The 24,000-nt window shown below is 68.3% G+C and carries 21 protein-coding genes and 1 pseudogene; 9 read left to right on the top strand and 13 right to left on the bottom strand.

What is annotated here, in order from left to right:
* Positions 1-47 precede the first annotated feature (47 nt).
* From A5790_RS04790 to A5790_RS04780, 3 genes are read left to right on the top strand one after another with little or no spacing between them, the layout of a single operon-like run.
* Positions 48-377, top strand: a complete 330-nt coding sequence (locus tag A5790_RS04790; protein WP_066841650.1) for a helix-turn-helix transcriptional regulator — start codon at positions 48-50, stop codon at positions 375-377.
* Positions 377-988, top strand: a complete 612-nt coding sequence (locus A5790_RS04785) for a cation transporter (RefSeq protein WP_066841649.1) — start codon at positions 377-379, stop codon at positions 986-988. The genes A5790_RS04790 and A5790_RS04785 overlap by 1 nt, the downstream gene beginning before the upstream one ends.
* Positions 989-1,008: 20 nt before the next feature.
* Complete coding sequence (locus tag A5790_RS04780; RefSeq protein WP_066841802.1) at positions 1,009-1,611, top strand: isoprenylcysteine carboxylmethyltransferase family protein; 603 nt, start codon at positions 1,009-1,011, stop codon at positions 1,609-1,611.
* A gap of 126 nt (positions 1,612-1,737) precedes the next feature.
* Here A5790_RS04780 and A5790_RS04775 read toward each other — a convergent pair whose 3' ends face one another.
* Positions 1,738-3,792 (bottom strand): NAD(+) synthase, encoded by a 2,055-nt coding sequence (locus A5790_RS04775; RefSeq protein WP_066841648.1) that lies wholly within the window; start codon positions 3,790-3,792, stop codon positions 1,738-1,740.
* A gap of 43 nt (positions 3,793-3,835) precedes the next feature.
* On the opposite strand from A5790_RS04775, the gene A5790_RS04770 reads away from it, so the two are divergent.
* The 4 genes from A5790_RS04770 to A5790_RS04755 all read left to right on the top strand — a co-directional run bounded on the left by A5790_RS04770 (position 3,836) and on the right by A5790_RS04755 (position 6,690).
* Positions 3,836-4,375 (top strand): cysteine hydrolase family protein, encoded by a 540-nt coding sequence (locus A5790_RS04770; protein ID WP_064396824.1) that lies wholly within the window; start codon positions 3,836-3,838, stop codon positions 4,373-4,375.
* A gap of 172 nt (positions 4,376-4,547) precedes the next feature.
* On the top strand, positions 4,548-5,051 hold the full coding sequence (locus A5790_RS04765; protein WP_066841647.1) for a hypothetical protein: 504 nt from the start codon (positions 4,548-4,550) through the stop codon (positions 5,049-5,051).
* Positions 5,052-5,170: 119 nt separating this feature from the next.
* Complete coding sequence (locus tag A5790_RS04760) at positions 5,171-6,022, top strand: NAD-dependent protein deacetylase (protein ID WP_066841646.1); 852 nt, start codon at positions 5,171-5,173, stop codon at positions 6,020-6,022.
* Entirely contained in the window at positions 6,019-6,690 is a 672-nt protein-coding gene (locus tag A5790_RS04755) for a hypothetical protein (protein WP_156656305.1), read from the top strand. The genes A5790_RS04760 and A5790_RS04755 overlap by 4 nt, the downstream gene beginning before the upstream one ends.
* Positions 6,691-6,699: 9 nt before the next feature.
* Here the strand turns inward: A5790_RS04755 and proB are convergent, their stop codons facing one another.
* The 11 genes from proB to A5790_RS04700 all read right to left on the bottom strand — a co-directional run bounded on the left by proB (position 6,700) and on the right by A5790_RS04700 (position 21,698).
* Positions 6,700-7,824, bottom strand: a complete 1,125-nt coding sequence (gene proB, locus A5790_RS04750; protein WP_066841645.1) for a glutamate 5-kinase — start codon at positions 7,822-7,824, stop codon at positions 6,700-6,702.
* Positions 7,821-9,266 (bottom strand): GTPase ObgE, encoded by a 1,446-nt coding sequence (gene obgE, locus A5790_RS04745; protein ID WP_064396840.1) that lies wholly within the window; start codon positions 9,264-9,266, stop codon positions 7,821-7,823. Before obgE ends, proB begins: the two co-directional genes overlap by 4 nt.
* Positions 9,267-9,349: 83 nt before the next feature.
* On the bottom strand, positions 9,350-9,616 hold the full coding sequence (gene rpmA / locus A5790_RS04740; RefSeq protein ID WP_064396842.1) for a 50S ribosomal protein L27: 267 nt from the start codon (positions 9,614-9,616) through the stop codon (positions 9,350-9,352).
* A gap of 46 nt (positions 9,617-9,662) precedes the next feature.
* On the bottom strand, positions 9,663-9,986 hold the full coding sequence (gene rplU, locus A5790_RS04735) for a 50S ribosomal protein L21 (RefSeq protein WP_066841644.1): 324 nt from the start codon (positions 9,984-9,986) through the stop codon (positions 9,663-9,665).
* A 183-nt stretch (positions 9,987-10,169) separates the two neighbouring features.
* Positions 10,170-13,043: an Rne/Rng family ribonuclease gene (locus A5790_RS04730; RefSeq protein ID WP_066841643.1), complete on the bottom strand. Its 2,874-nt coding sequence runs from the start codon at positions 13,041-13,043 to the stop codon at positions 10,170-10,172.
* A 306-nt stretch (positions 13,044-13,349) separates the two neighbouring features.
* A complete protein-coding gene (ndk, locus tag A5790_RS04725) occupies positions 13,350-13,757 on the bottom strand; it encodes a nucleoside-diphosphate kinase (RefSeq protein ID WP_066841800.1) in 408 nt (135 codons plus the stop codon).
* 39 nt (positions 13,758-13,796) lie between these two features.
* Positions 13,797-14,189, bottom strand: a complete 393-nt coding sequence (locus A5790_RS04720) for a DUF4233 domain-containing protein (protein ID WP_066841642.1) — start codon at positions 14,187-14,189, stop codon at positions 13,797-13,799.
* Complete coding sequence (locus tag A5790_RS04715; RefSeq protein ID WP_082961579.1) at positions 14,186-15,661, bottom strand: folylpolyglutamate synthase/dihydrofolate synthase family protein; 1,476 nt, start codon at positions 15,659-15,661, stop codon at positions 14,186-14,188. Before A5790_RS04715 ends, A5790_RS04720 begins: the two co-directional genes overlap by 4 nt.
* Entirely contained in the window at positions 15,658-18,309 is a 2,652-nt protein-coding gene (locus A5790_RS04710) for a valine--tRNA ligase (RefSeq protein WP_066841641.1), read from the bottom strand. Before A5790_RS04710 ends, A5790_RS04715 begins: the two co-directional genes overlap by 4 nt.
* Before the next feature lie 85 nt (positions 18,310-18,394).
* Positions 18,395-19,654 (bottom strand): trans-acting enoyl reductase family protein, encoded by a 1,260-nt coding sequence (locus A5790_RS04705; RefSeq protein WP_064396853.1) that lies wholly within the window; start codon positions 19,652-19,654, stop codon positions 18,395-18,397.
* Positions 19,655-19,664: 10 nt separating this feature from the next.
* Positions 19,665-21,698: a S9 family peptidase gene (locus A5790_RS04700; RefSeq protein WP_066841640.1), complete on the bottom strand. Its 2,034-nt coding sequence runs from the start codon at positions 21,696-21,698 to the stop codon at positions 19,665-19,667.
* Between the two features lie 72 nt (positions 21,699-21,770).
* Between A5790_RS04700 and A5790_RS04695 the strand changes: the two genes are divergently transcribed.
* Both A5790_RS04695 and A5790_RS04690 read left to right on the top strand, forming a co-directional pair.
* Positions 21,771-22,937 carry an FAD-dependent oxidoreductase gene (locus tag A5790_RS04695; RefSeq protein WP_066841639.1) on the top strand — a complete coding sequence of 389 codons (1,167 nt, stop codon included), beginning with the start codon at positions 21,771-21,773 and terminating at the stop codon, positions 22,935-22,937.
* Positions 22,934-23,515 carry a VOC family protein gene (locus A5790_RS04690; protein WP_066841638.1) on the top strand — a complete coding sequence of 194 codons (582 nt, stop codon included), beginning with the start codon at positions 22,934-22,936 and terminating at the stop codon, positions 23,513-23,515. Before A5790_RS04695 ends, A5790_RS04690 begins: the two co-directional genes overlap by 4 nt.
* Positions 23,516-23,660: 145 nt before the next feature.
* Here A5790_RS04690 and A5790_RS04685 read toward each other — a convergent pair.
* Positions 23,661-23,891, bottom strand: a pseudogene (locus tag A5790_RS04685) (transglycosylase family protein); the annotation flags it as partial.
* Between the last annotated feature and the right edge of the window lie 109 nt (positions 23,892-24,000).

Below are 24,000 nucleotides of genomic sequence, written 5' to 3'. Positions count from 1 at the left end.
CCGAAATCGCAAGGAAATAGTTCAGCTCGTGATGTACTGTTTGCGGCATGCAGACGGTCACTCGCAGCGATGCGCTGTCGCGGTTCGGTTGCGCCCTGTCGGATCCGACCCGCGCCGAGATTCTGCTGATCCTGCGCGACGGACCCGGATATCCGTCGGAGCTGGCCGACAAGATCGGCGTCTCCCGCCAGATCCTGTCCAACCACCTGGCGTGCCTGCGGGGCTGCGGTCTGGTGACCGCGCAGCCCGAGGGCCGGCGCAACCGCTACGAACTCGCCGATGGGCGCATCGCACACGCGCTCGACGACCTGGTCGGTCTGGTGCTCGAGGTCGATCCGGCCTGCTGCCCCGCCGCCGCCGACGACGCCTGCTGCTGATGGCCACACCGAGCGAAACCCGGCGTACGGTCCTGGCGCGCCGGATTCGCTGGTTGGTGGCGGCCACGATCACCTACAACGTCATCGAGGCGATCATCGCGCTGGCCGAGGGCGCCCGAGTGTCGTCGTCGGCCCTGGTCGGGTTCGGCCTGGATTCGGTCGTCGAGGTCTCCTCCGCAGCGGCCGTCGCATGGCAGTTCTCTGCACGCGATCCCGAAACGCGGGAGAACACCGCGCTGCGATTCATCGCGTGCTCGTTCTTCGCACTCGCCGCGTACGTCGCCGCCGACGCGGTGCTGACGCTGACCGGCCGAGGTGAGGCCGCACCCTCCGTAATCGGCATCGTGCTGGCCGCACTGAGCCTGGTGATCATGCCGGTGCTGTCGTTGGCGCAGCGACGGGCCGGCCGCGAATTCGGGTCGACGTCGGCGGTCGCCGATTCCAAACAGACCCTGCTCTGCGCCTACCTGTCGGCGATCGTGTTGGCGGGCCTGGTTCTCAACGGCTTGTTCGGCTGGTCGTGGGCCGACCCCGTCGCCGCGCTCGGGGTCGCGGTGATCGCGGTCCGCGAAGGGGTCGAGGCGTGGCGCGGGGACCCGTGCTGCGGGTGAGCGTCGAGAAAGGGGTGGGCATGCCGATCGTCGCCATCGCGCTGTTCGTGGTGTTCGCCTTGCTCGGATTCGGTTGGCGCAGTTGGCAACAGAAACGCCGCACCGGGTCGACCGGTTTTCGTGGTATCAGCGGCCGGCCGTTGTCGCTCGAATGGTTCGCCGGCGTGGGGTTCGTCGTTTCGATGGGTGCCGCGGTGTTCGCGCCGATCCTGCAACTGGCCGACGTCGTCGCTCCGCTGGCGCCGCTGGATCGGACGTGGGTGAACATCGCCGGCATCGCGATCGCGGTGGCGGGCATCGCCGCAACGCTCTACGCGCAGGTCGACATGGGCGACTCGTGGCGCATCGGGGTCGACGCCAGTGAGAAGACGACGTTGGTGCGTCGCGGCGTGTTCGGATGGGTGCGCAATCCGATCTTCACCGCGATGATGGTGTTCGGCTTCGGAATCGCCCTGATCACACCGAATCCCGTCGCGGTGCTCGGATTCGTACTGCTGATCGCGACGATCGAGACACAGGTTCGAGTCGTCGAAGAACCGTACCTGCTCACCGTGCACGGTGACGATTACCGCGACTACCTCGCAACCGTCGGTCGATTCCTTCCCGGAGTGGGACACCGGTAGCGGGGTGTCCGAGCGGGCGGGTCTTCGGCCGTTAGCGTGGGGCCATGGCACGCAATCAGACGAACAGCAAGCAGGAAGCGGGCTGGCGCTGGATGCCGCTGAGCAGCTGAGGCGCCAAACCCGAAGTCACTCCTCAGGGATTTCGCGCTCGATCTCGTCGAGCCAGGTGCGTGCGGACATGTCCGACGGCGCCCGCCAGTCGCCCCGCGGCGAGAGCGATCCGCCGTGTGACACCTTGGGTCCGTTCGGCAGAGCCGACCGCTTGAACTGGGCGAACGAGTAGTAGCGCTGGGCGAACACCTGCAGCCAGTGCCGGATCTCCTTGAGCGAGTACGACGGCCGCTTCGACTCGGGGTATCCGGTCGGCCACTCGCCGCGCTGCGGATCGCTCCATGCGTGCCAGGCCAGGAACGCGACCTTTGAGGGCCGGAACCCGAAGCGCAGCACCTGGAACAGCGAAAAGTCCTGCAGCACATAGGGTCCTACCTTGGACTCGCTGCTCTGGATCTCCTCGTCCTCCCCCGCGGGCACCAGTTCGGGCGAGATCTCGGTGTCGAGCACCGACTGCAACACCTCGTTGACCCTGTCATCGAACTCCTTGGAGGCGATCACCCAGCGAATCAGGTGCTGAATCAACGTCTTCGGAACACCGCCATTGACGTTGTAGTGCGACATCTGGTCGCCCACGCCGTACGTCGACCACCCCAGCGCGAGTTCCGACAGGTCGCCGGTGCCCAACACGATTCCTCCGCGCTGGTTGGCAAGGCGGAACAGGTAATCGGTGCGCAGCCCCGCCTGCACGTTCTCGAATGTGACGTCGTAGACCTTCTCCCCGCGGCCGAACGGGTGGTCGATGTTGGTGAGCATCAACTCCGCCGTGGAGCTGATGTCGAGTTCGGTGAACGTCACCCCCAGCGCCTCGGCCAACCGCTCAGCGTTGCCCTTGGTCCGCTCACCGGTCGCGAATCCGGGCATGGTGAACGCGAGAATGTCGCTGCGGGGGCGCTGTTCGCGATCCATCGCCCGGGCGGCGACGATCAAAGCATGCGTCGAGTCCAGACCTCCGGACACACCGAGCACGATCTTGGGGAAATCCAGCGCGCGTAGACGCTGTTCGAGCCCGGCCACCTGGATGCTGTAGGCCTCATAGCAATCCTGTTCCAGCCGTTCGGGATCCGACGGCACGAACGGAAAACGCTCGATGTGGCGGAGCAACCCGACGTCGCCGGTCGGCGGATCGAGCTGGAACTCCACCCGCCGGTAGGTGTCCGTCGATGCCGCGTGGTGCCTGCGGTTGTCGTCGAAGGTGCCCATCCGGATGCGTTCGGATCGCAGCAATTCCAGATCGACGTCGGCGACGGATCGGCGTTCACCCTTCGGGAAGCGCTCGGACTGCGCAAGGCATTCGCCGTTCTCCCAAATCATCGTCTGCCCGTCCCAGGCCAGGTCGGTCGTCGACTCGCCCTCTCCCGCCGCGGCGTACACATAGGCGGCCAGGCAGCGCGCCGACGCCGAGCGGGCCAGCAGGCAGCGGTCTTCGGAGCGTCCGATCGTTATCGGGCTTCCGGACAGGTTCGCCAGCACCGTCGCGCCGGCCAGCGCCGCCGACGCGCTCGGCGGGATCGGCACGAACATGTCCTCGCAGATCTCGACGTGCAACACGAAACCGGGGACGTCGGTCGCGGTGAACAACAAGTCGGGCCCGAACGGCACGTCGGCCCACTCGCCTCCGCGGCCCATTCGGATTGCGCCGCGCACGTCGTCGCCGGGGGCCATCTGCCTGCGCTCGTAGAACTCGCGATACGTCGGCAGGTAGGACTTGGGCGCCACGCCGAGCACGCGGCCGCGGTGGATCACGGTGGCCGTGTTGTAGATCCTGTGCCGATAGCGCAGCGGAGCGCCGATCACCAGGACCGGCATCAGGTCCGCGGAGGCGACGACGATGTCGAGCACCGCGTCCTCGACCGCATCCAGCAGGGCGTCCTGCATCACGATGTCCTCGATGGAATATCCCGACAGCGTCAGCTCCGGGAAGACCGCGAGCGCGACGTTGTCGTCGTGGCAGGCACGCGCCATCCGCAGCACCGACTCGGCATTGGCCCGCGGATCGGCGAGCGTCGTGTGGTGCGTGCATGCTGCGACGCGGACGAAGCCGTGCCGGTACGCCGAGTAGAAATCCATGCCTCATTGTTGCCCGAAAACGGAACGGGGTATGCAAGTCCCCATGAGTGACACCGCAGTGCTGGTCATCGACATGATGAACACCTACCGCCATCCCGACGCCGAGAAGCTGATCCCACACGTCGCCGAGATCATCGATCCCCTTGCGGCGCTCGTGGCCGAGGCCCGTGACCGCGACGATGTCGACCTCATCTACGTCAACGACAACTACGGCGATTTCACCGCGGAGTTCAGCGACATCGTGCAGTCGGCGCTGCAGGGTGAGCGCCCGGACCTGGTCGAGCCGATCGTCCCGCAGAAGGGCTGCCGCCTGATGACGAAGGTGCGTCACAGCGCCTTCTACGCCACGGCGCTGGCATACCTGCTGGGGCAGTTGAAACCTGAGCGGGTCATCCTCACCGGCCAGGTCACCGAGCAATGCATCCTCTACACCGCGCTGGACGCCTATGTCCGGCACTTCCCCGTCGTGGTGCCACCGGACGCCGTAGCCCACATCGACCCCGAGCTCAGCGACGCGGCACTGACCATGATGAAAAGCAATATGAGCGCCGAAATCACGCCAGCGGCAAAGTGTTTGCAGTGATCAGTCGGACGCGAGGTCATGCTCGAAGCCGCGCGCCGATGTGTCGGTCCTGACGCCGGTCGGCTCGCGGGCGGTGTTGACCAGCGCGACCACGCCGCACGCCGGCGGCACCGACGCAAACCGGGTATCGGTCGACGTTTGGCGCCGCGGGCAGCGGGTAGCACCCGCTTCGATGATGAAAGTTAAACGGTCCAAGCCCGCTCCCCTTACGACGGCCATGCTCGTGACGTTCCTGCTGGCCGGCTGCGGCAGCTTCACCACTGGCGAATCCAGCAATCGTGGGTCCGGTTCGCAGACGTCGGAGACCACCGTCGAGAACGCTTTCGTCGTACCGCGCTACTTACCCGGATCGTGCGAGATCCAGGTCGGCGACACCGCACAGTTGCGGTTCACCATCACCAACAATCGACCGGCGGACACCGAACGGCTGGAGGCGATCACGACGACGGCCGCCGAGGCCACCCGCATCGAACCGAGCCCTCCGATCGAGATCCACGCGGGTACCGCGGTTGCCACCGGTCAACCAGTCGAACCGCGCCGGCCGCTCACCGTCACCCTCGACGGCATCACCCAAACCGTTCGGCCCGCCTCCAACGTCGACGTGACCTTCCGTTTTCAGAAGTTCGGCGAGCTGACCATGCCCGTCCCCGTCGAAGCCTGCCCGACCCAGCGATGAGCAACGGCAGACACGATCGCACTGCACTAAGGGGTTGATCGCACGCACCCGCTGCGTGCAATCAACCCGTTAGCACGCGGTGAGGCCGAAGCGCTGCCGAACTGACTACCCTCGACCAGGTGGACGCACCCGAACTCGTCGCCCTGCTGCGCGACCGGCGGATCGCGGTGCTCACCGGCGCGGGGATGTCCACCGACTCGGGAATCCCCGACTACCGCGGCCCGGACTCGCCGCCGAGCAACCCCATGACGATCCGCCAGTTCACCTCCGACCCCGTGTTCCGGCAGCGGTACTGGGCGCGCAACCACCTCGGCTGGCGTCATATGGATGCCACGCTGCCCAACGCCGGCCATCGGGCCCTCGCCGCGCTCGAGGCCGCGGGTGCGGTGTCGGCGCTGATCACCCAGAACGTCGACCTGCTGCACAGCAAGGCGGGCAGCCACAACGTCGTCAACCTCCACGGCACCTACGCGCAGGTGATCTGCCTCGACTGTGCGCATACGATGAGCCGCGCCGCCCTGGCCGATCTGCTGGAGGCGGCCAATCCGGGCTTCGCCCAGCGGGTCGCCGAGTCGGTGGGCGGCATCGCGGTCGCCCCGGACGCCGATGCCGTCGTCGGCGACACCACGTCGTTCTGCGTCGTCGACTGCCCGCATTGCGGCGGGATGCTCAAACCCGACATCGTCTACTTCGGCGAGAGCGTCCCGAAAGAGCGGGTGGCTCAAGCCTATTCGATGGTCGATGCGTCCGATGTCCTACTGGTCGCGGGGTCGTCGCTGACGGTGTACTCGGGTTACCGGTTCGTGCGCCACGCCGCGGCGGCGGGTATGCCGATCGCGATCATCAACCGCGGACCCACCCGCGGCGATGCGCTGGCGACGGTCAAGATCGACAACGGGTGCTCGCCCATGCTGGCGTTGTTGGCCGACGAGCTGCCCGCCTTCGCGACGTCGACAGGAATGACGGCGTGACCCAGACCTCCGAGGAGGCCTCGTGGCTCCGTGAGCTGATCGACCGGCATCGGCCTGATCCCGGGCCGGTCACCGGCCGATGGGCACTGGGCATCGGCGACGTGATCGCCGAGCACTCGCTCACACCCGACAAACTCCGGTGGCTGGTGCGCAAGCTCAACCACTTCGGCGGCGTGGCCATCAGCGAGGACGGGGTCGAATTCGACGGGGACACCGTGGAATGGGCGGAGGTCGAAGAGGTCCGCACCCGCAGCCTGATCGAGTACCTGTTCACCGGCGGAGTGGACAAGCAGATCGATAAGCTGCCGCTGCCGTGGTTTCCGTTCCGGCACAAGGTGCTCGGAGTGGTCTCGCGCGCTGCGCTGACGGTTCTGCTGGCCGCGGCCAAGCAGCAACTCGAAGGCGGCGCGCTGGAGATCCGGATCCCGGCGGAGGTGCGCTACGAGGGCCTGTTGCGCACCCGCGAGCTCACACCGGGAATGCTGGCGGCGGTGATCCTCGCCGATCCGGTGGTCCGCGAATGCTTCGAGGCGACCGCGAAGGCCAACGGCGTGACGGTGCAACCGGCCGACGACGACGTGATGGAAAGCGCCGACGAGCGCGCCGACCAGATCAAGGCGATGCTCGAGGGAATCTCGGCGCGCATCCGATCGCTGGGTGATCGCTAGCGCACCGGCTTAGACGGCCACCAGGTCGTCGGCGTGTACCGCGGGCCGGCGCAGCTCCGGAGACAGATCCGACGTCGACCGGCCCAGCATCGTGGCCAACTCACCGCGGTCGTAGGCGACGACGCCGCGCGCGACCATCGTCCCGTCCTGCGCCCGCAACTCGACGACGTCGCCGCCGTAGAAGCGCCCCGACACCGCGGTGATACCGGCGGCCAGCAGCGAGCGCCGCTGTGTGACCACCGCGCGCACCGCACCGTCGTCGAGCGTCAGCGCGCCCGCGGCCTCGGCTGCGTAGCGCACCCAGAACCGGCGCGCCGACATCCGTTCGGGCCGCGGCGCGAACACCGTTCCGACGGACGCGTCGGCCAACGCGGTCGCCGCATCCGAGGCCGCGGCCAACAACACCGGCACCCCGGCGTCGGCGGCCAGTAACGCCGACGACAGCTTCGACGCCATCCCTCCGGTGCCCAGATGGCTGCCTCTGCCGGCCACCACGCCGTCGAGGTCCTCCGGCTGCGCCACTTCGGCGATGAAGCGCGCGTTACCCCTTCGCGGATCCGAATCGTAGAGCCCGTCGATGTCGGACAGCAGAATCAGCGCGTCGGCGCCGACCAGATGCGCGACCAGCGCCGAGAGTCGGTCGTTGTCGCCGAACCTGATCTCGTTGGTGGCCACGGTGTCGTTCTCGTTGACGATCGCCACCGCGTGCAGCGCTCGCAAACGGTCGAGCGTGCGCTGGGCGTTGGTGTGCTGGACTCGCATCGAGATGTCGTGCGCGGTCAGCAGGACCTGTCCGACGGTGCGCTCATAACGCGCGAAGGCCGCGCTCCACGCGTTGACCAGAGCCACCTGGCCGACGCTGGCGGCGGCCTGTTTGGTGGCCAGGTCGGCGGGCCGTCTCGACAGCCGCAGCGGTTCGATGCCCGCCGCGATGGCCCCCGACGACACGATCACCACATCCGAGCCTGCCCGCATCCGGTTCTCGATGGCCTCGACCAGCACCGCGAGCCTACTGGCGTCAAACACTCCGGTCGGCGTGGTCAGCGCGGTGGTACCGATCTTGACGACGACGCTGCGCGCGGTGCGCACCGCCGCCCGGTGCGCCGACTCATCGGGGCGCGCGGAGGCGGTCATGACTCGCCGCCGGGGCGCCGCCGTTCCCGCCGCGCGGCCTTACGCTCGGCGGCCCCGACGCGATCGGTCTGCTCGAGCCGCTGATCCGTGCCGCGGCCCGACATCGGCACGTCGACGCCGGCGGGTGTCTGCGGCTCCCAATCGAAGGTGACCTCACCGATGGTCACCGCGCATCCGGGCCGCGCGCCCAGCTTCAACAGCTCATCCTCGACACCCAGGCGGGCCAGCCGGTCACCGAGGTAGCCGACGGCCTCGTCGTTGTCGAAATCGGTTTGGGCGACCCACCGTTCGGGCCGGACACCATGCACGACGAAGCCGCCGTGCCCATCCGGCTCGACGGTGAAACCGCTCTCGTCCACGGGCACGGGACGGATGACGGGTCGGCGCGGCACGACCGGCGGTTGCGCTTCGCGGTACGCCGAGACCATCTCCCACAACGCGAAGGTCAACTGCCGCAACCCTTCCCGGGTCACGGTGGACACCTCGAACACCGGCCAGCCGTAGCGGCGCACGATCTCCTCGCGCACGAATTCGGCCAGCTCGCGGGCATCGGGCACGTCGATCTTGTTCAGCACCACCGCACGCGGACGCTCGGCGAGGTCGCCCAGCGTCGAATCGCCTTGCAGTGTCGGCGTGTACGCGGCGAGTTCGGCCTCCAGCGCGTCGATATCGGATACCGGGTCGCGGCCAGGCTCCATCGTCGCGCAGTCGACGACGTGCACCAGCACCGCGCAACGCTCGATGTGCCGCAGGAAGTCCAGTCCCAGTCCGCGCCCCTGCGAGGCGCCGGGGATGAGGCCGGGCACGTCGGCGACGGTGAAGGTGTTGCCGCCCGCGGACACCACGCCGAGGTTGGGCGCCAGCGTCGTGAACGGATAGTCGGCGATCTTCGGTTTGGCCGCCGAGATCACCGACACCAGGGAGGACTTGCCTGCGGACGGGAAGCCGACGAGCCCGACGTCGGCGACGGTCTTGAGCTCCAGCGTCAGGTCGCGGACCTGACCCTTCTCCCCCAGCAGCGCGAAGCCGGGAGCCTTACGTGCGCGCGATGCCAGCGCGGCATTGCCCAGGCCGCCGCGGCCACCGGCGGCCGCTTCGAAGCGGGTGCCGGCGCCCACGAGGTCGGCGAGCAGCCGGCCGTCCTCGTCGAGCACCACCGTGCCGTCAGGAACCTTCACCTCGAGGTCGGCGCCCGCGGCCCCGTCCCGGTTGCCGCCTGCGCCCTGCTTGCCGGACGGTGCGACGACGTGCGGATGGAAGTGGAAGTCGAGCAGCGTGTGCACTTGGGGGTCGACGACCAGGATCACGCTGCCCCCGCGACCGCCGTTGCCGCCGTCGGGACCGCCGAGCGGTTTGAACTTCTCGCGGTGGACCGAGGCGCAGCCGTTGCCGCCGTTGCCGGCTCGCGCGTGGATCACGACGCGGTCGACGAAGCGAGGCATCGGTCTTCCTTTCCGTGACGAGTGTGAGCTACTGCCAGCTTCAGCCGGGAAGTCGCTAGCAGCATCACATTCGCGGCAGGAAGTCAGGCCTCCTGCGGTGCCGGTCGAACGACGCTGACGATCTTGCGGCCGCGCTTGGAACCGAACTCGACGGCGCCGGGAGCGGTGGCGAACAGGGTGTCGTCACCTCCGCGGCCGACGTTGGTGCCGGGATGGAAGTGAGTACCCCGCTGCCGCACCAGGATTTCGCCGGCCTTGACGATCTGGCCGCCGAACCGCTTGACGCCGAGCCGCTGTGCGGCGGAGTCGCGACCGTTCCGCGAGCTGGAAGCGCCCTTTTTGTGTGCCATGTCTGTGGTTCCCCTCAGTGCTTTCTGTCCGTCGCCTGACGGCTCATCACTTGATGCCGGTGACCTTGAGGACGGTCAGCTGCTGGCGGTGTCCCTGCCGCTTGTGGTAGCCGGTCTTGTTCTTGAACTTGTGGATGCGGATCTTCGGGCCCTTGGTGTGCTCGAGGATCTCACCCGTGACCGCGACCTTCTCCAGCGACTTCGCGTCGGAGGTCACCTTCGACCCGTCGACGACGAGGGCCACGGGCAAGGAGACGCTGGCGCCGGGCTCGGAGTCGAGCTTCTCGACCTTCACCACATCGCCGACGGCAACCTTGTACTGCTTACCGCCGGTCTTGACGATTGCGTACGTGACCTTCTCGGCTGCCATCGTCTTACTACTCCTACGTCGTTCACTGGGCGCGCGCGATTTGCCGCTGCGCTGGTCTGGGTTTGCGACTGCCGCCGACTCGCATGGTCCAGCCTGGCGACAACTGCTCAAGGCTACTTGAGCCGCCGCATGAGGGTCAAATCACCGCAGGTCACGGCTCGTCGGCCCCCCCGGGCCACGACATCAGCGCTCGTTGGTTGGCGGGCCCGCAGGCCGGGCGGCCGCGCGACGCCGGTGCCGCCCTCGCGAGACAGCCGCAGATGCGGCCCCCCTGGTGTCGTAGTCGCCGGAGTCCTCGTCCTCGTCCGAATCCTCGCCGTCGGTGTCCTCGTCGTCGTCCTCATCAGAGTCGTCGTCGGAGTCGTCGGCGCCGATGACCTCGATGTCGTCGTCGATATCGTCTTCGTCGTCATCGGAGTCCAGGTCGATCTCGTCCTCGTCCTCGTCGGAATCGTCGTCGGACTCGTCGTCCTCGTCGTCCTCATCGGAGTCGGTCTCGTCGAAGTCCTCGTCCTCGAGGTCCTCGATATCGTCCTCGCCCGACTCGATCACCGCGGTGCGGATGGCTTCGGAATCGGTCTCGGCGACCTCCTCGGGCTTCTGATCGCGGCGCTCATCGTCGGTGGTGTCTTCGTCGGCGGCATCGTCGTCTGCGTCATGGCGACCGTTGGCCGCCGCCATCGCCTTGAACATCGGGTGCTCGCCCGCGGGATGCGGCGGGACCTTGGCCACGGCGACGTCGTCAGACTTGGCGCCGCGTTTTCCGCGCTTGCCGCGCCGACCGCCGGTGTCGGACTTGCGTCCGCTGCTCGACGTCGAGTCGACCGGGTCGCCGTGCAGCACGATTCCGCGCCCGCTGCAGTGTGTGCACGGGGTCGAGAACGCCTCCACCAGACCGGTGCCGAGCCGCTTGCGCGTCAACTGGACCAGGCCCAGCGACGTCACCTCGGAGACCTGATGGCGGGTCCGGTCCCGGGCCAGCGCCTCGGTCAGCCGCCGCAGCACCAGGTCGCGGTTGTTCTCGAGCACCATGTCGATGAAGTCGATCACCACGATGCCGCCGATGTCGCGCAGCCTCAGCTGGCGCACGATCTCTTCGGCCGCTTCGAGGTTGTTACGGGTGACGGTCTGCTCGAGGTTGCCGCCCGACCCGGTGAACTTGCCGGTGTTGACGTCGATGACGGTCATGGCCTCGGTGCGGTCGATGACGAGCGTGCCGCCCGAGGGCAGCCACACCTTGCGGTCCATCGCCTTGGTCAGTTGCTCGTCGATGCGGTGCACCGCGAACACGTCGGGGCCGTCGGCGGAAGCGGGCTCGTATTTCGTCAGCCGCGGAAGAAGTTCGGGCGCAACGGAATTCACATAGTCGTTGATGGTCTTCCACGCATCGTCGCCGGAGACCGTCAGGCCCGTGAAGTCTTCGTTGAACAGGTCGCGAATCACCTTGACCAGCACATCGGGCTCTTCGTAGAGCGCGACGGCCGCACCGGCCTTCTTGGCGGTGATGTCGGCGGCCTTGGCCTCGATCTCGGACCAGCGCTTGGCTAGGCGTTCGACGTCGGTGCGGATGTCCTCTTCTTTGACGCCCTCGGACGCGGTGCGGATGATGACCCCGGCGTCGGGCGGCACCACCTCACGCAGGATCTCCTTGAGACGCTGGCGTTCCGTGTCGGGCAGTTTGCGGCTGATGCCGGTCGACGAGGCGCCGGGCACATAGACCAGGTACCGACCCGCCAACGACACCTGCGTCGTCAACCGGGCGCCCTTGTGGCCGACGGGGTCCTTGCTGACCTGGACGACGACGTAGTCGCCCGGCTTGAGCGCCTGTTCGATCTTGCGGGCCGCGCCGCCGAGTCCGGCGGCTTCCCAGTTGACCTCTCCGGCGTAGAGAACACCGTTGCGCCCGCGCCCGATGTCGACGAAGGCCGCCTCCATCGAGGGCAGCACGTTCTGCACGATGCCAAGGTAGATGTTGCCGACCAGGGAGGCCGACGCCGCCGAGGTCACGAAGTGCTCGACGACGACGCCGTCCTCGAGCACGGCGATCTGCGTGTAGCGGGCGCCCTCGTGCGGAGGTTCGGTGCGGACCTTGTCGCGCACGACCATCATCCGTTCGACGGCCTCGCGCCTGGCCAGGAATTCGGCCTCGCTCAGGATGGGCGGGCGGCGCCTGCCTGCGTCTCGGCCGTCGCGCCTGCGTTGCCGTTTGGCCTCCAGCCGGGTCGATCCGCTGATGCCCTGGATCTCGCCGTCGCCGCTGCCGGACTTGTCGTTTCTGGTCGACTTCCGCGGTTCGCGCTCGTGCACGACGGTGTTGGGCGGATCGTCGGGCGAGGTCGCTTCGCTGTCGTCCGCCGATCCCGATTTGCGACGGCGACGGCGACGGCGACGGCGGGTGGCGCCATCGGTGCCGGTGTTCTCGTCGTCGCCGTTGTCCTCGTCGGAGTCGTCCGAGTCGTCGCCGTCGGAGTCCGAACCCTGAGAACCGCCCTGATCGGCGTCCCCGTCGCCGTCGGCGTCGTCGCCGTTCTGCTCACCGCGACCGCGGCCCCGTCCGCGCCGACCGCGGCGGCGACGGCGACCGGAGGGCCGCTCGGACTGGTCGTCCTCGCTGTCCTGGCCGTCGTCATCGTCGTCGTCGGTGTCGTCGTCATCGTCGTCGGCGTCGGCGTCGTATTCGAAGCGGACGGGCTGCGGCGCGACAAACAGCGGCATGTATTCAGCGCGCTGCGGCGCCTCTTCGGCGGGGGTCTCCAGAATCGTCCGGGACTCCGGCTCGTCTCCGTTGGTCGGTTCGGAGGCATCCGCCGGTTCGGGCGTCTGCGGCGCGTCGGCAGCGTCAGCGAGCGCCTCGCGCACGCGTTGAGCCTCGTCCTCCCCGAGGGGGGATTCGGCGGTGCGAGGGCGGCCGTCCAGCGCGGTCAGCGCCTCGAGAACCCGCTCGCTAGTGGTGCCCAGCACCTGGGCCAGCGAATCGACTCTCAACGACTCCGGCTGAGAGTCCTGTGCTCCTCGCGTGTCTTCAGATAGGTCTTCGGTGGGGGCATCTTCGGCCACGTAGTCTCCTTAAGCCCCCGGGCGCGTCGTGTTTGACGCGGCCACGCGAGGGCTTCCGCTATGGACCCGGGTGACTTCGCCCGAGCTTGTTGTGGTCTCGCTCCGAGCGGCCCACTGGGGGACCATCCCGGTGCCGGTCTGAATGATGGCTGGACGGTCGGCGCCGCATCACGCGTGGCGATGGTCGCGCACGTCTAAGTCTTCATTCGGGTGTCCGGTCCCCGTTGGCGGCCGGTCACCCGAGTCGAGTATCCCACATCACGACGCCCCGCCCGACCAGGCTGGGCGAGACAGGTCGCGAAACCCCTACTTGCCGGTGAACCAGAGGTCGATCTCGCGCGCGGCGGACTCCGGGGAATCCGAGCCGTGAACGAGGTTGTCCTGGGTGATCAGGGCCAGGTCACCGCGGATGGTGCCCGGTGCCGCCTTCTCCACGGGGTCGGTTCCGCCTGCGACCTGGCGGAACGCCGCGATGGCGCGTGGACCCTCGACGACCGCCGCCACGACCGGGCCCGATGTGATGAACGCGAGCAGCGAATCGAAGAACGGCTTGCCCTCGTGCTCGGCGTAATGCCTGCGGGCCAGCTCGTCGCTGACGGTCACCAGCTTCAGCTCGGCGATCGCCAGTCCTTTGCGTTCGATCCGGGAAAGAATGTCACCGACAAGACGCCGCTTGACGCCGTCGGGCTTGACCAACACGAGGGTCCGTTCAATCGGCTCAGTCACGGCCGACAGAATAGCCGCCGAAATCGACTACTCCGGCGGACGCTGCTGACCAGGCAGAAGTCCCCTCTTCTGTCGGCGAAGGACCTCGGCGCGCAGATAGGCGATCATCAGCCACACCACCAGGAAGATCACCCCGACGAAGGCGATCGCCCCGTCGAGGACCACACCCGCGATCAGCACGACCTGAAGGCCCACATTCACCCAGATCGCCCAGGGCTTGCCCTGCACACCGGCCAGCAGCACCAGGATCACCGCCATCCCGATGAGGAAGCCGCCGGTGGCCGCGGTGAGCCCGCCGCCGATGTTGGCCACCACCGGCAGCGCCAGCAGCACGACGATGGCTTCCAGGATCAGCGTGCCCGCCATCACCCCGCGGAAGCTCTTCCAGGGATCCGGCTGCTGCGGCGCCGGTTCGGTCATTGCGGATCCTTTCCGAACAGCGTGCGTGCCGCTCCCGCGGTGACGACCGACCCGGTGATCACGATCCCCGCGCCACCCAGCAGTTCACCCTCGATCGCCGACTCCTCGACGATCGCGGTGGCGATCTCGATCGCGTCGGGCAGCGTCGCCGCGGTGACCACCCGCTCGGGACCGAACCTCTGTTCGGCCACCAGCGCCAATGCCTCCACGTCGAGCGCGCGCGGTGATCCGTTGTGCGTGACGACCACCTGGTCGAACACCGGTTCCAGGGCGGTCAGGATGCCGTCGACGTCCTTGTCGCCCATCACCGACACGACGCCGACCAGAATGCGGAAGTCGAACTCGTCCTGCAGTGCCTGCGCCAACGCCGCGGCTCCGGCCGGATTGTGCGCGGCATCGATGAAAACCGTTGGCGCGCTGCGCATCCTCTCCAGGCGGCCGGGGCTTGTCACCGCGGCGAAACCCGCCCGCACCGCGTCGATGTCCAGCTGGCGCTGTGCCCCGGCGCCGAAGAACGCCTCGACGGCCGCAAGCGCGAGCGCGGCGTTGTGCGCCTGGTGTTCTCCGTGCAGCGGCAGGAAGATGTCGGAGTACAGGCCGCCGAGGCCCTGCAGTTCGAGCAGCTGCCCGCCGACGGCGACCTGCCTGCCGAGCACCGCGAACTCCGAGTCCTCGCGCGCGACCGCCGCGTCGGCGCGCACCGTCTGGGCCAGCAGCGCTTCCATCGCCTCGGGGGCCTGCCTGCCGATGATCGCGACCGTATCGGTGGGCACCAGGTCGTCTTCCTGTTTGCCGATGATCCCGGCCTTTTCGGCGGCGATCTCGGCGAGGGTGTCGCCCAGGTACTCGGCGTGGTCGACACCGATCGGAGTGATCACCGTGACGGGGGCGTTGACGACGTTGGTGGCGTCCCAGCGACCGCCGAGGCCGACCTCGACGACGGCGACGTCGATCGGCGCATCGGCGAAGGCGGCGAACGCCATCGCGGTCACCACCTCGAACTTGCTCATGGCGGGTCCAGCCTTCCCCAGGACGCCGGCCTCGGACTGCTGATCGACCAGGTGCACGAACGGCTCGATCTCGCGGTAAGTGTCGACGTAGGCCGCGGGGCTGATCGGCTTGCCGTCGATCGAGATGCGCTCGACCGCCGATTGCAGGTGCGGGCTGGTGGTACGTCCGGTGCGACGGTGCAGTGCCGTCAGCAGCGCATCGACCATCCGCGCGACGGATGTCTTGCCGTTGGTGCCCGCGATGTGGATCGACGGGTAACCGCGCTGCGGTGAGCCGAGCAGTTCGAGCAGCGCCGAGATGCGCGTCGTGCTGGGTTCGAGTTTCGTTTCGGGCCAACGCTGGTCGAGCAGGTGTTCGACTTGCAGGAGCGCCGCGATCTCGTCCGGTGAGGGTTCGCGATCCGGAGGCCCCAGCGGCTCCACGTCCGGCTCTGGCCGGTCGTCCGGCTCCGGGTCGGTCATCGCAGCGCGGCCAACCTCGCGGCGATGCGGTCGACTTCCTCTTGGGCGATCTGTTGGCGTCCGCGGATCTTGTCGACGACTTCTGCGGGAGCCTTCGCCAGGAACGCCTCGTTTCCGAGTTTGCCTGTGGTACTGGCCAGTTCCTTCTGCGCCGCAGCGAGATCCTTTTCCAGCCGGCGCTGCTCGGCGGCCACGTCCACGGTGCCCGAGGTGTCGACCTCGACGGTCACGGTGCCGCGCGAGAGCCGCACCTCGATGGCCGCGGTCGGGGCAAAGCCGTCACCATCGGTGGTCAGCCAGGCCAACGAACGCACGGCGGGCACCTGCGCCTGCAGGTCCGCGCCGGCGATGTCCGACAACCGCGCAGGAACCTTCTGCCGGTCGTTGAGTCCCTGATCGCTGCGGAAGCGACGCACCTCGGTGATCAGCTTCTGCATGTCCGCGACCCGTTGCGCGGCAACCGGATCGGGTTCGAAACCCGATGGCGTCGGCCAGTCGGCGATCACCAGCGACTCGCCACCGGTCAGAGTCTTCCACAACACCTCGGTGACGAACGGCATCACCGGATGCAGCAGCTTCAGCAGCGTGTCCAGCACCGCGGCGAGCACGGCCGTGGTGTGCGTGACGTCCTCTGCGAGCTGCACCTTGGCCAGTTCGACGTACCAGTCGCAGAACTCGTCCCAGGCGAAGTGGTAGAGCGATTCGCACGCGCGGTTGAACTCGTAGGCGTCGAAGGCCGAATCCACCTCCGCGCGAACCTGTTCCATCCGGCCCAGGATCCACCGGTCGGCGTCGGTCAGCTCGGCGGCGTCCGGCAGTGCATCCGGTGCCGCGCCGTTCATCAACGCGAACCGGGTGGCGTTGAACAGCTTGGTGGCGAAGTTGCGTGACGCTCGGGCGTGATCCTCGCCGATGGACAGGTCACCGCCCGGGCTCGCCCCGCGGGCCAGCGTGAATCGCAGCGCATCGGCCCCGAAGAGCTCCACCCAGTCCAGCGGGTCGATCCCGTTACCGCGCGACTTGCTCATCTTGCGACCGTGCTCGTCGCGAATCAGCCCGTGCAGGAAGACGTTCTGGAACGGCACCTGAGGTCCGCGCTGACCGTCGAGGGTGATCGCCGGGTCGTCGGCGACGAAGGTGCCGAACATCATCATCCGCGCCACCCAGAAGAACAGGATGTCGTAGCCGGTGACCAGCACGGTCGTCGGATAGAACTTGGCGAGGTCGGGGGTGTGGTCCGGCCAGCCCATGGTGGAGAACGGCCACAGCGCCGAACTGAACCAGGTGTCGAGCACGTCGGGGTCCTGCTCCCACCCCTCGGGCGGCGTCTCATCGGGCCCGACGCAGACGGTCTGGCCGTCGGGGCCGTGCCAGATCGGGATGCGATGGCCCCACCACAGCTGGCGCGAGATGCACCAGTCGTGCATGTTGTCCACCCACGCGAACCACCTGGGCTCGAGGCTGGGAGGGTGAATCACGGTGTCGCCGTTGCGAACTGCGTCACCGGCGGCCTTGGCCAGCGCCTCGACCTTGACCCACCATTGCAGCGACAGCCGCGGCTCGATCGGCTCGCCGCTGCGTTCGGAGTGGCCGACGCTGTGCACGTACGGCCGCTTCTCCGCGACGATGCGGCCTTGCGAGGCCAGCGCCTCGCGCACCTTGACCCGCGCCTCGAAGCGGTCCTGGCCGTCGAATTCCGTTCCGGTGCCGACGATTCGGCCCTTGGTGTCCATGATGGACGGCATCGGGAGCTGGTGGCGCAGACCGATCTCGAAGTCATTTGGGTCATGGGCGGGAGTCACCTTGACGGCGCCCGTGCCGAATTCGGGATCGACGTGCTCGTCGGCGACGATCACGATGTCGCGGTCGATGAACGGGTGCGGCAGCGACGTTCCGACCAGGTCGCGGTATCGCTCGTCGTCGGGGTGCACGGCGATCGCCGTGTCGCCCAGCATCGTCTCGACGCGGGTGGTGGCGACGACGATGTGCGGTTCGTCGTCGTTGGACGAGCCGTACCGGAACGACACCAGCTCACCCTCGATGTCTTCGTATTTGACCTCGAGGTCGGAGATGGCCGTCTCGAGCACCGGCGACCAGTTGACCAGTCGCTCGGCCTGGTAGATCAGGCCCGCGTCGAAGAGTCGCTTGAAGATCGTGCGCACCGCGCGCGACAGGCCCTCGTCCATGGTGAACCGGTCGCGGCTCCAATCGACGCCGTCGCCGAGGCGGCGCATCTGCGCGCCGATCGTGCCGCCGGATTCCCGCTTCCAGTCCCAGACCTTGTCGACGAACAGGTCGCGGCCGAAATCCTCTTTGGTCTTGCCGTCGACCGCGAGTTGCTTCTCGACGACCGACTGGGTGGCGATGCCGGCGTGATCCATGCCCGGTAACCACAGCACCTCGTAGCCCTGCATCCGCTTGCGGCGCGTCAGCGCATCCATCAGCGTGTGGTCCAGCGCGTGGCCCATGTGCAGGTTGCCGGTGACATTCGGCGGGGGCAGCACGATCGAATAAGCGGGCTTGCTGCTGGTCGCGTCGGCAGTGAAGTAGCCGGCCTTGACCCAGCCCTCGTAGAGGTCGCTCTCCACTGCGGCCGGGTCCCAGGACTTGGGCAGGGCTTCGGCAGAGGATCGGGGGCTGGCGGTCACCCCGCAATTCTAGGAATGCAGTGCGCGGTGTCGCTAAGTGCCCCGAACGGAGCGGCTTTTCGCTCCTGATGCGATGTGACGTGCGCTACCTGTGCAGGCGCGTCGTCTCCAGCGTCACCCCGGCGGCGGGTAGGCGGGTGAGCAATGCGTCGCCCATCGCCGCGGCGGGGGTGAGCACGCCGCGAAGGTCAGACAGCTTGTCCCGGTCCAGCGCCAGCGCGAGCCCACACTCCCCCAGCAGCACCGCCGTCGCCTTGTAGCCCGGATCGCCCTTCTGCGACATGACGGCCCGATACCGGGTGCCCGTGGTGGTCGTCGCGTACGTTTCGACGGTGTAGTGGCCGCTCTCGCGGACCTTCTCGCTGGGACCGGTGCCGGGTTTGGGCAGCACCCGGTCGACCAGCTTGCTGGGCACGCGGTCGAAGTAACGGCTGCCCAGCGCCATCGTCGCGACGTTGCCGGCAGCGGCCAGCGCCGATGCGACCGGCGCGAGCACCGACTTGCCCATACTCATCTGTTCGCCGTACTCCAGGCGCCGACCATAGGCGTAGTCGAGTAATGCGTTGCTGCGCCGCACGATACGGGTGTTCACCGCGGCCATCACGAAAGGCGCAACCCAGTACCCGTCGAGCTCCGGTGCGATCTCCGCGCCCCGCCGCCACCGCAGATCGGGTTGACCGCCCAGTTCGGGTTCGGCGGCGCGGTCGGGGGTGAGCGTGTACGGGTCGTTCATCACCCGTCGCGCCTCTTCGTCCGACGACGCCGCCCGCATGACCTCGATCATCGACGCGGCCGTGCCGCCGGAGACCCCGCCCTTGAAGGAGCGCACCACAAGGTTGGTGTCGGTGAGTTCGCCCGCGCCGTCCTGCTGCGCGCGCCGGTACAACGCGAACACCGTGAGATCCGATGGGACGGAATCGAATCCGCACGAGTGCACGATCCGGGCGCCGGTGTCGGCGGCCTGCTTGTGGTACTGGTCGATGCTCTCGCGGATGAACAACGACTCACCGGTCAGGTCCGCATAGTCGGTGCCGGCGGCCGCGCACGCCGCGACCAACGGCAGACCGTACTTCGCGTAAGGCCCCACCGTGGTCACCACCACGCGCGTTTGTGCGGCCATCGCGTTCAGTGTCGACGGCTGCGACGCGTCCGCGGTGATCAGCGCCCAGGAGGCGGCCTTGCCACCCAGGGAGTCTCGGACCGCGATCAGCTTGTCGTGCGATCGACCTGCAAGCGCGATCCGGGCGTCCGGCGCCGTCCTGGCCAGGTATTCGGCGGTGAGTTTCCCGACGAACCCGGTTGCTCCGTACAAGACGATGTCGAATTCCCGCTCCGGTGCGCTCATGGTCGCGACGCTACCCGAGCGTCTCGGGCACCTCGACGTCCTCACCGAGCACGTGCCTGGCCAAGAACCCGAGGACCACCAGGTACCAGATCTTGGCGTGTTGGGGTGTGAGCACCCAGTGGTTCTCCGACGGGAAGTACAGGAACCGGTGCGGGCTGTCGCCGTCGGCGTCGGCGGGCAGCGCGGAGTGGGTCAGCAGCTCGTACCAGAGCCGCAGTGCCTGGCCGATCGGCACCCGGTAGTCCTTGTCACCGTGGATGACCAGCATGGGCGTGCGAATGTCGCCCACGTGGCGGTGCGGCGAGTTCGCCTGCGCCATGTCGCGCGTCATCTCGCGTAGCCAGTAGTACGACGAGTCGGTGGTGGCGCCGAACTGGTCGAGCGCCCAGAGGCTGGCGTGGGTGACGATCGCGTCGAACCTGTCGGTGTGGCCGGCGACCCAGTTGGCCATGTAACCGCCGAACGATCCACCCATCGCCGCGGTGCGGGACGCGTCGATGCGCGGATGCGCGCATGCGGCGTCGGTGAGGGCCATCAGATCCTCGAACGGGGCACCGCCCCATGCGCCCCAACCTCGTGCGATGAAGTCCTGCCCGTAACCGGTGGACATCCCGGGATCGGGCAGCAGCACCGCATACCCGCGAGCCGCCAGCAGCCACGGATTCCACCGCCACGACCACACGTTCCAGCTGGCCAACGGGCCGCCGTGGATCCACAACAGCAGCGGTGCCTCGCCGTTACCCGCCGGCAGCGCCAGCCACGAACGCACCCGCGTGCCGTCGGCGGAGGTCGCCTCGAGTTCGGTCAGCGTTCCCGGCAGCGGCGGCAACGCCGCACACGGGAGTTCGGTGATCGCGCCGTCGGGGTCGATGCGCACGGGGTGGGGTGGCGCGGCGTAGGAGCTGCGCAACGCGAACAGCACACCGCCCGCAGCGACCACCACGTCGGAGTAGCAGTAATCGTCGAAGGTCAGCTGGGTCACCGCGCCGTCGGCGAGGTCGACACGGAAGACCGGTGCCCTGCCGTCCTGATCGGCCGTGACGATCACCGCCGAGCCGTCCCGCAGCCATGTCACCGATGCCGGCCACCGGTCCCAATCGTCGGTGAGCACGCGTGGACTGTCACCGAATCGGATGGAGCCCAGCGTTATTCGCGGTGGGGTGTCGGGCGTCGAGAACGTCTCGCGCAGGTAGACGACGGTCGAACCATCCGGGGAGATGGACGGACTCCACACGTCGGCGGCGGCCTCCTCCACCACCACCGTGCGTTCGCCGCTGTCGAGGTCGATTCGCATCAACACCGAATGCCGAGACGCGCCGGGGGCGGGCCGTTGCCACGTGGTGACCAGAAAGCGCCCGTCGGAACTGACGTCGAAGTCGGAGTCGCGCAATGCAGCGCCCGGCGCGGGGGTCAGGTCGCGGACGTCCTCACCGCGGGCGGAATCGTCGGTCAACGCGACGCCGAGCAGGTGCGGCTCGCCCGGCCCGAGATCGGAGTCCCAGTGGCGGATCGGATACCCGGTGTGCAGGATCGCGGTGATCTTGTTGTCCTTGCGCAGGGACCGGAGCCGACGGTCGTCGTCGATGGTCCGTGCCGACGGCATCAGCGGTGAGCGCACCACAACCACGTCCTCCTCGCGGGCGGGGCGCACCGCCTCGACGCCGCCGGGAAGCGCCAACACCTGCGCCGCCTCACCGCCGGTCGACGGGAGCCGCCACAGCGCGGCGGGCGGCTCGTCGTCATCGGGGGTCGGGCGGATGGCGATGAACAGCAGATCGCCGTTGGCCGCGAACGTGGGCGCCGACTCGCCCTTGGTCCCTCGCGTCAGTCGGCGTGCCGGTTGGGCACCGGCGGGATCGAGCTCCCAGACCGCGCTGACGTATTCGGTTCTCTTGTCGTTGAGTTGGGCGACGGTGGTCACCAATCGTGTTCCGTCCGGCGACAGCGCCAGCCCCGAGAGGCGGGGCAACGCGACGTACTCGTCGAGGTCGTGGAAAGGGGCGCGAGACGAGGTGGACAGGGCGTCGGGGGCCGTCGCGATCATGCCCCGTTCGTAGCACACCGATCGGACGCCTTCTCTGCACGAACTGCGGGCTCGGCGCGCTACGTTCGACAGATGCCGAAGCGGATCGTAGTTGTCGGGGCAGGCATCGCCGGGCTGGCGAGCGCCGTCGCGCTGCAACAGCGCGGACACGACGTCACGCTCGTCGAGGAGCACGCCGACACGTCGTCCGGCGCCGGAATCAGCATCTGGCCCAACGCATTGGCCGCACTCGACGACATCGGCCTCGGCGCCCCGGTGCGTCAGGCCGGCGGCCGGGTCACCGCGGGCGCGGCCCGTTGGCGTGACGGCAGCTGGCTGCGGCGACCCGAACGGCAACGCCTCATCACGGCCCTCGGCGAACCTCTCGTGGTCATCCGCCGCTCGGCGTTGACGTCGATCCTGGCCGGTGCGCTCGCCGACGGCACCCTGAAAGCCGGAGTGGCGGCCGAGGCGCTGGCGACGACCGCCGACGGCGTGAGAATCAGGCTGGCCGACTCAGCGGTGCTGGAGGCCGAGGCCGTCGTGGGCGCCGACGGCACCCATTCGATGGTCGCCCGTCATCTCAACGGACCGCTGCACAACCAATACGTCGGCTACAGCGCGTGGCGCGGAGTGGCTGAGAGCACGATCGATCCTGAGCTCGCGGGCGAGACGCTCGGACCCGCGGTCGAGTTCGGCCACGTGCCGCTCGGAGAGGACCACACCTACTGGTTCGCCACCGAACGCGTACCCGAGGGGACGACGGCGCCGCAGGGTGAACTGCCCTACCTCCAGGAACGGTTCGCGTCGTGGGCCGCGCCCATCCCCGAGATCCTGGCCGCCACCGACCCTGAGGCCGTCCTGCGCAACGACCTCTACGACCGCGACGAGGCCCGCCAGTGGTCGCGGGGTTCGGTCGTGACGGTCGGTGACGCCGCGCATCCGATGCGCCCGCACCTCGGACAGGGCGGTTGTCAGGGACTGGAGGACGCCGCGATCCTCGCGAGGTTCCTCGATGACGACGACGATGTCGCCACCGCCTTCGCGCGGTTCGTGAAGTTCCGCCGCCCGCGGGTCCGCTCGCTGGTCCGCGAATCGCGGTTCATCGGGCGCGTCATGAATCTGCCGCCGGCGATCAGTGCGCTCGTGAGCCGTGCGACGGTGCTGGGACCCGAAGCCCTGGTGGCCCGCCACCTGGCCGATGTGGCGTCGCGGTCGGCGTTCAAGCTGCCGACCGACCGTGACTTGTTCGCGGTGTGACCGTGCGGCTGGGCCCGCTGGTCGTCGACGCGGCCGACCCGCCGGCGATGACCGCCTTCTGGGCCGCGGTCCTCGGCGCCGAGGCCCAGCGCAGACTGTTGGTCTTCCGACCGCAGAACTGCCCGAAGACGGTGAAGAACCGCGTCCACGTGGACCTCTACGTCCGCGATGTCGCGTCGCTCCTCGACCTCGGCGCCCGCGTCCTCGCCGAGCACACCGGGTGGACGATGCTGGCGGACATCGAGGGCAACGAATTCTGCGCGTTCCCGCAGGACCCGGGAGGAGGCCCGCCCGCCCGCGTCTTCGCCGTCTGCACGGACAGCGACCGGCCCGAAGAGCTCGCCGCCTGGTGGGCGCCCCGGGTGGGAGCCGAACTGCGGGACGGTCCCGACGGGACGCCGCGGTGGCTCTACGGGTCGGCCGGTTGGGAGGACCTCATCTGGAAGTTCGTCCGCGTCGACGACGACCGTGTCGTTCCCAACCGCTGGCAGTGGAGCGTCGACTCGGCTCCCGGGGCGCTGAGCGACCCGCAGGGCAACGAGTTCAGCGTGCTCCGGCGATCGTCCCGATCGGGTTGAGCAGCGCGGTGCACATCTGACGCGGGTTGACGAAGCCGAACAGGCCGCTGGACGACATCGAAGCGCAACCGGTCGCCGAGGCAGGCATCGTCCGTGCGGTCGGAGCGGACGGACCCGACGGCGTGGTCCATACGGCGGGCGTCGCGCCGCGGGGTCCGCACTTCGGCCACGCCTTCAGGCCCTGGGTGCGCAGGACATTCTCGGCAACGCGGATCTGCTCGGCGCGCGACGCGGTCGCGGGGTTGCCGACACCGCCGTTGGCGGCCCAGGTGGCCTGCTTGAACTGCAGACCCCCATAGTGGCCGTTACCCGTGTTGATCGCCCAGTTGCCACCGGACTCGCATTCGGCGATGGCGTCCCAGTTCACCGAATCGGCGTTGGCTGTGGCCAACGACGACTCGGACAATGCCATCGGCACCATCGCAAGCGCTCCGGAGATCGCCGCGGCCAAGAAGCCCTTGCTCACTGCAGTACGAACGTTCATC

Source organism: Mycobacterium sp. 852002-51152_SCH6134967, assembly GCF_001667105.1.
GTDB lineage: Bacteria > Actinomycetota > Actinomycetes > Mycobacteriales > Mycobacteriaceae > Mycobacterium > Mycobacterium neumannii_A.
This window is presented reverse-complemented; position numbering and strand designations above follow the sequence as displayed.

Excerpts from the sequence above, each read along its gene's own strand:
- A5790_RS04695 (WP_066841639.1), top strand. The coding sequence starts at position 21,771 with ATGCCGAAGCGGATCGTAGTTGTCGGGGCAGGCATCGCCGGGCTGGCG.
- A5790_RS04705 (WP_064396853.1), bottom strand. The coding sequence starts at position 19,654 with ATGAGCGCACCGGAGCGGGAATTCGACATCGTCTTGTACGGAGCAACC.
- A5790_RS04785 (WP_066841649.1), top strand. The coding sequence starts at position 377 with ATGGCCACACCGAGCGAAACCCGGCGTACGGTCCTGGCGCGCCGGATT.
- A5790_RS04720 (WP_066841642.1), bottom strand. The coding sequence starts at position 14,189 with ATGACCGAACCGGCGCCGCAGCAGCCGGATCCCTGGAAGAGCTTCCGC.
- A5790_RS04775 (WP_066841648.1), bottom strand. The coding sequence starts at position 3,792 with ATGGATTTCTACTCGGCGTACCGGCACGGCTTCGTCCGCGTCGCAGCA.
- A5790_RS04715 (WP_082961579.1), bottom strand. The coding sequence starts at position 15,661 with ATGACCGACCCGGAGCCGGACGACCGGCCAGAGCCGGACGTGGAGCCG.
- A5790_RS04700 (WP_066841640.1), bottom strand. The coding sequence starts at position 21,698 with ATGATCGCGACGGCCCCCGACGCCCTGTCCACCTCGTCTCGCGCCCCT.
- rpmA (WP_064396842.1), bottom strand. The coding sequence starts at position 9,616 with ATGGCACACAAAAAGGGCGCTTCCAGCTCGCGGAACGGTCGCGACTCC.
- proB (WP_066841645.1), bottom strand. The coding sequence starts at position 7,824 with ATGACCGCCTCCGCGCGCCCCGATGAGTCGGCGCACCGGGCGGCGGTG.
- obgE (WP_064396840.1), bottom strand. The coding sequence starts at position 9,266 with ATGCCTCGCTTCGTCGACCGCGTCGTGATCCACGCGCGAGCCGGCAAC.
- A5790_RS04770 (WP_064396824.1), top strand. The coding sequence starts at position 3,836 with ATGAGTGACACCGCAGTGCTGGTCATCGACATGATGAACACCTACCGC.
- rplU (WP_066841644.1), bottom strand. The coding sequence starts at position 9,986 with ATGGCAGCCGAGAAGGTCACGTACGCAATCGTCAAGACCGGCGGTAAG.
- A5790_RS04780 (WP_066841802.1), top strand. The coding sequence starts at position 1,009 with ATGCCGATCGTCGCCATCGCGCTGTTCGTGGTGTTCGCCTTGCTCGGA.
- A5790_RS04765 (WP_066841647.1), top strand. The coding sequence starts at position 4,548 with ATGATGAAAGTTAAACGGTCCAAGCCCGCTCCCCTTACGACGGCCATG.
- A5790_RS04790 (WP_066841650.1), top strand. The coding sequence starts at position 48 with ATGCAGACGGTCACTCGCAGCGATGCGCTGTCGCGGTTCGGTTGCGCC.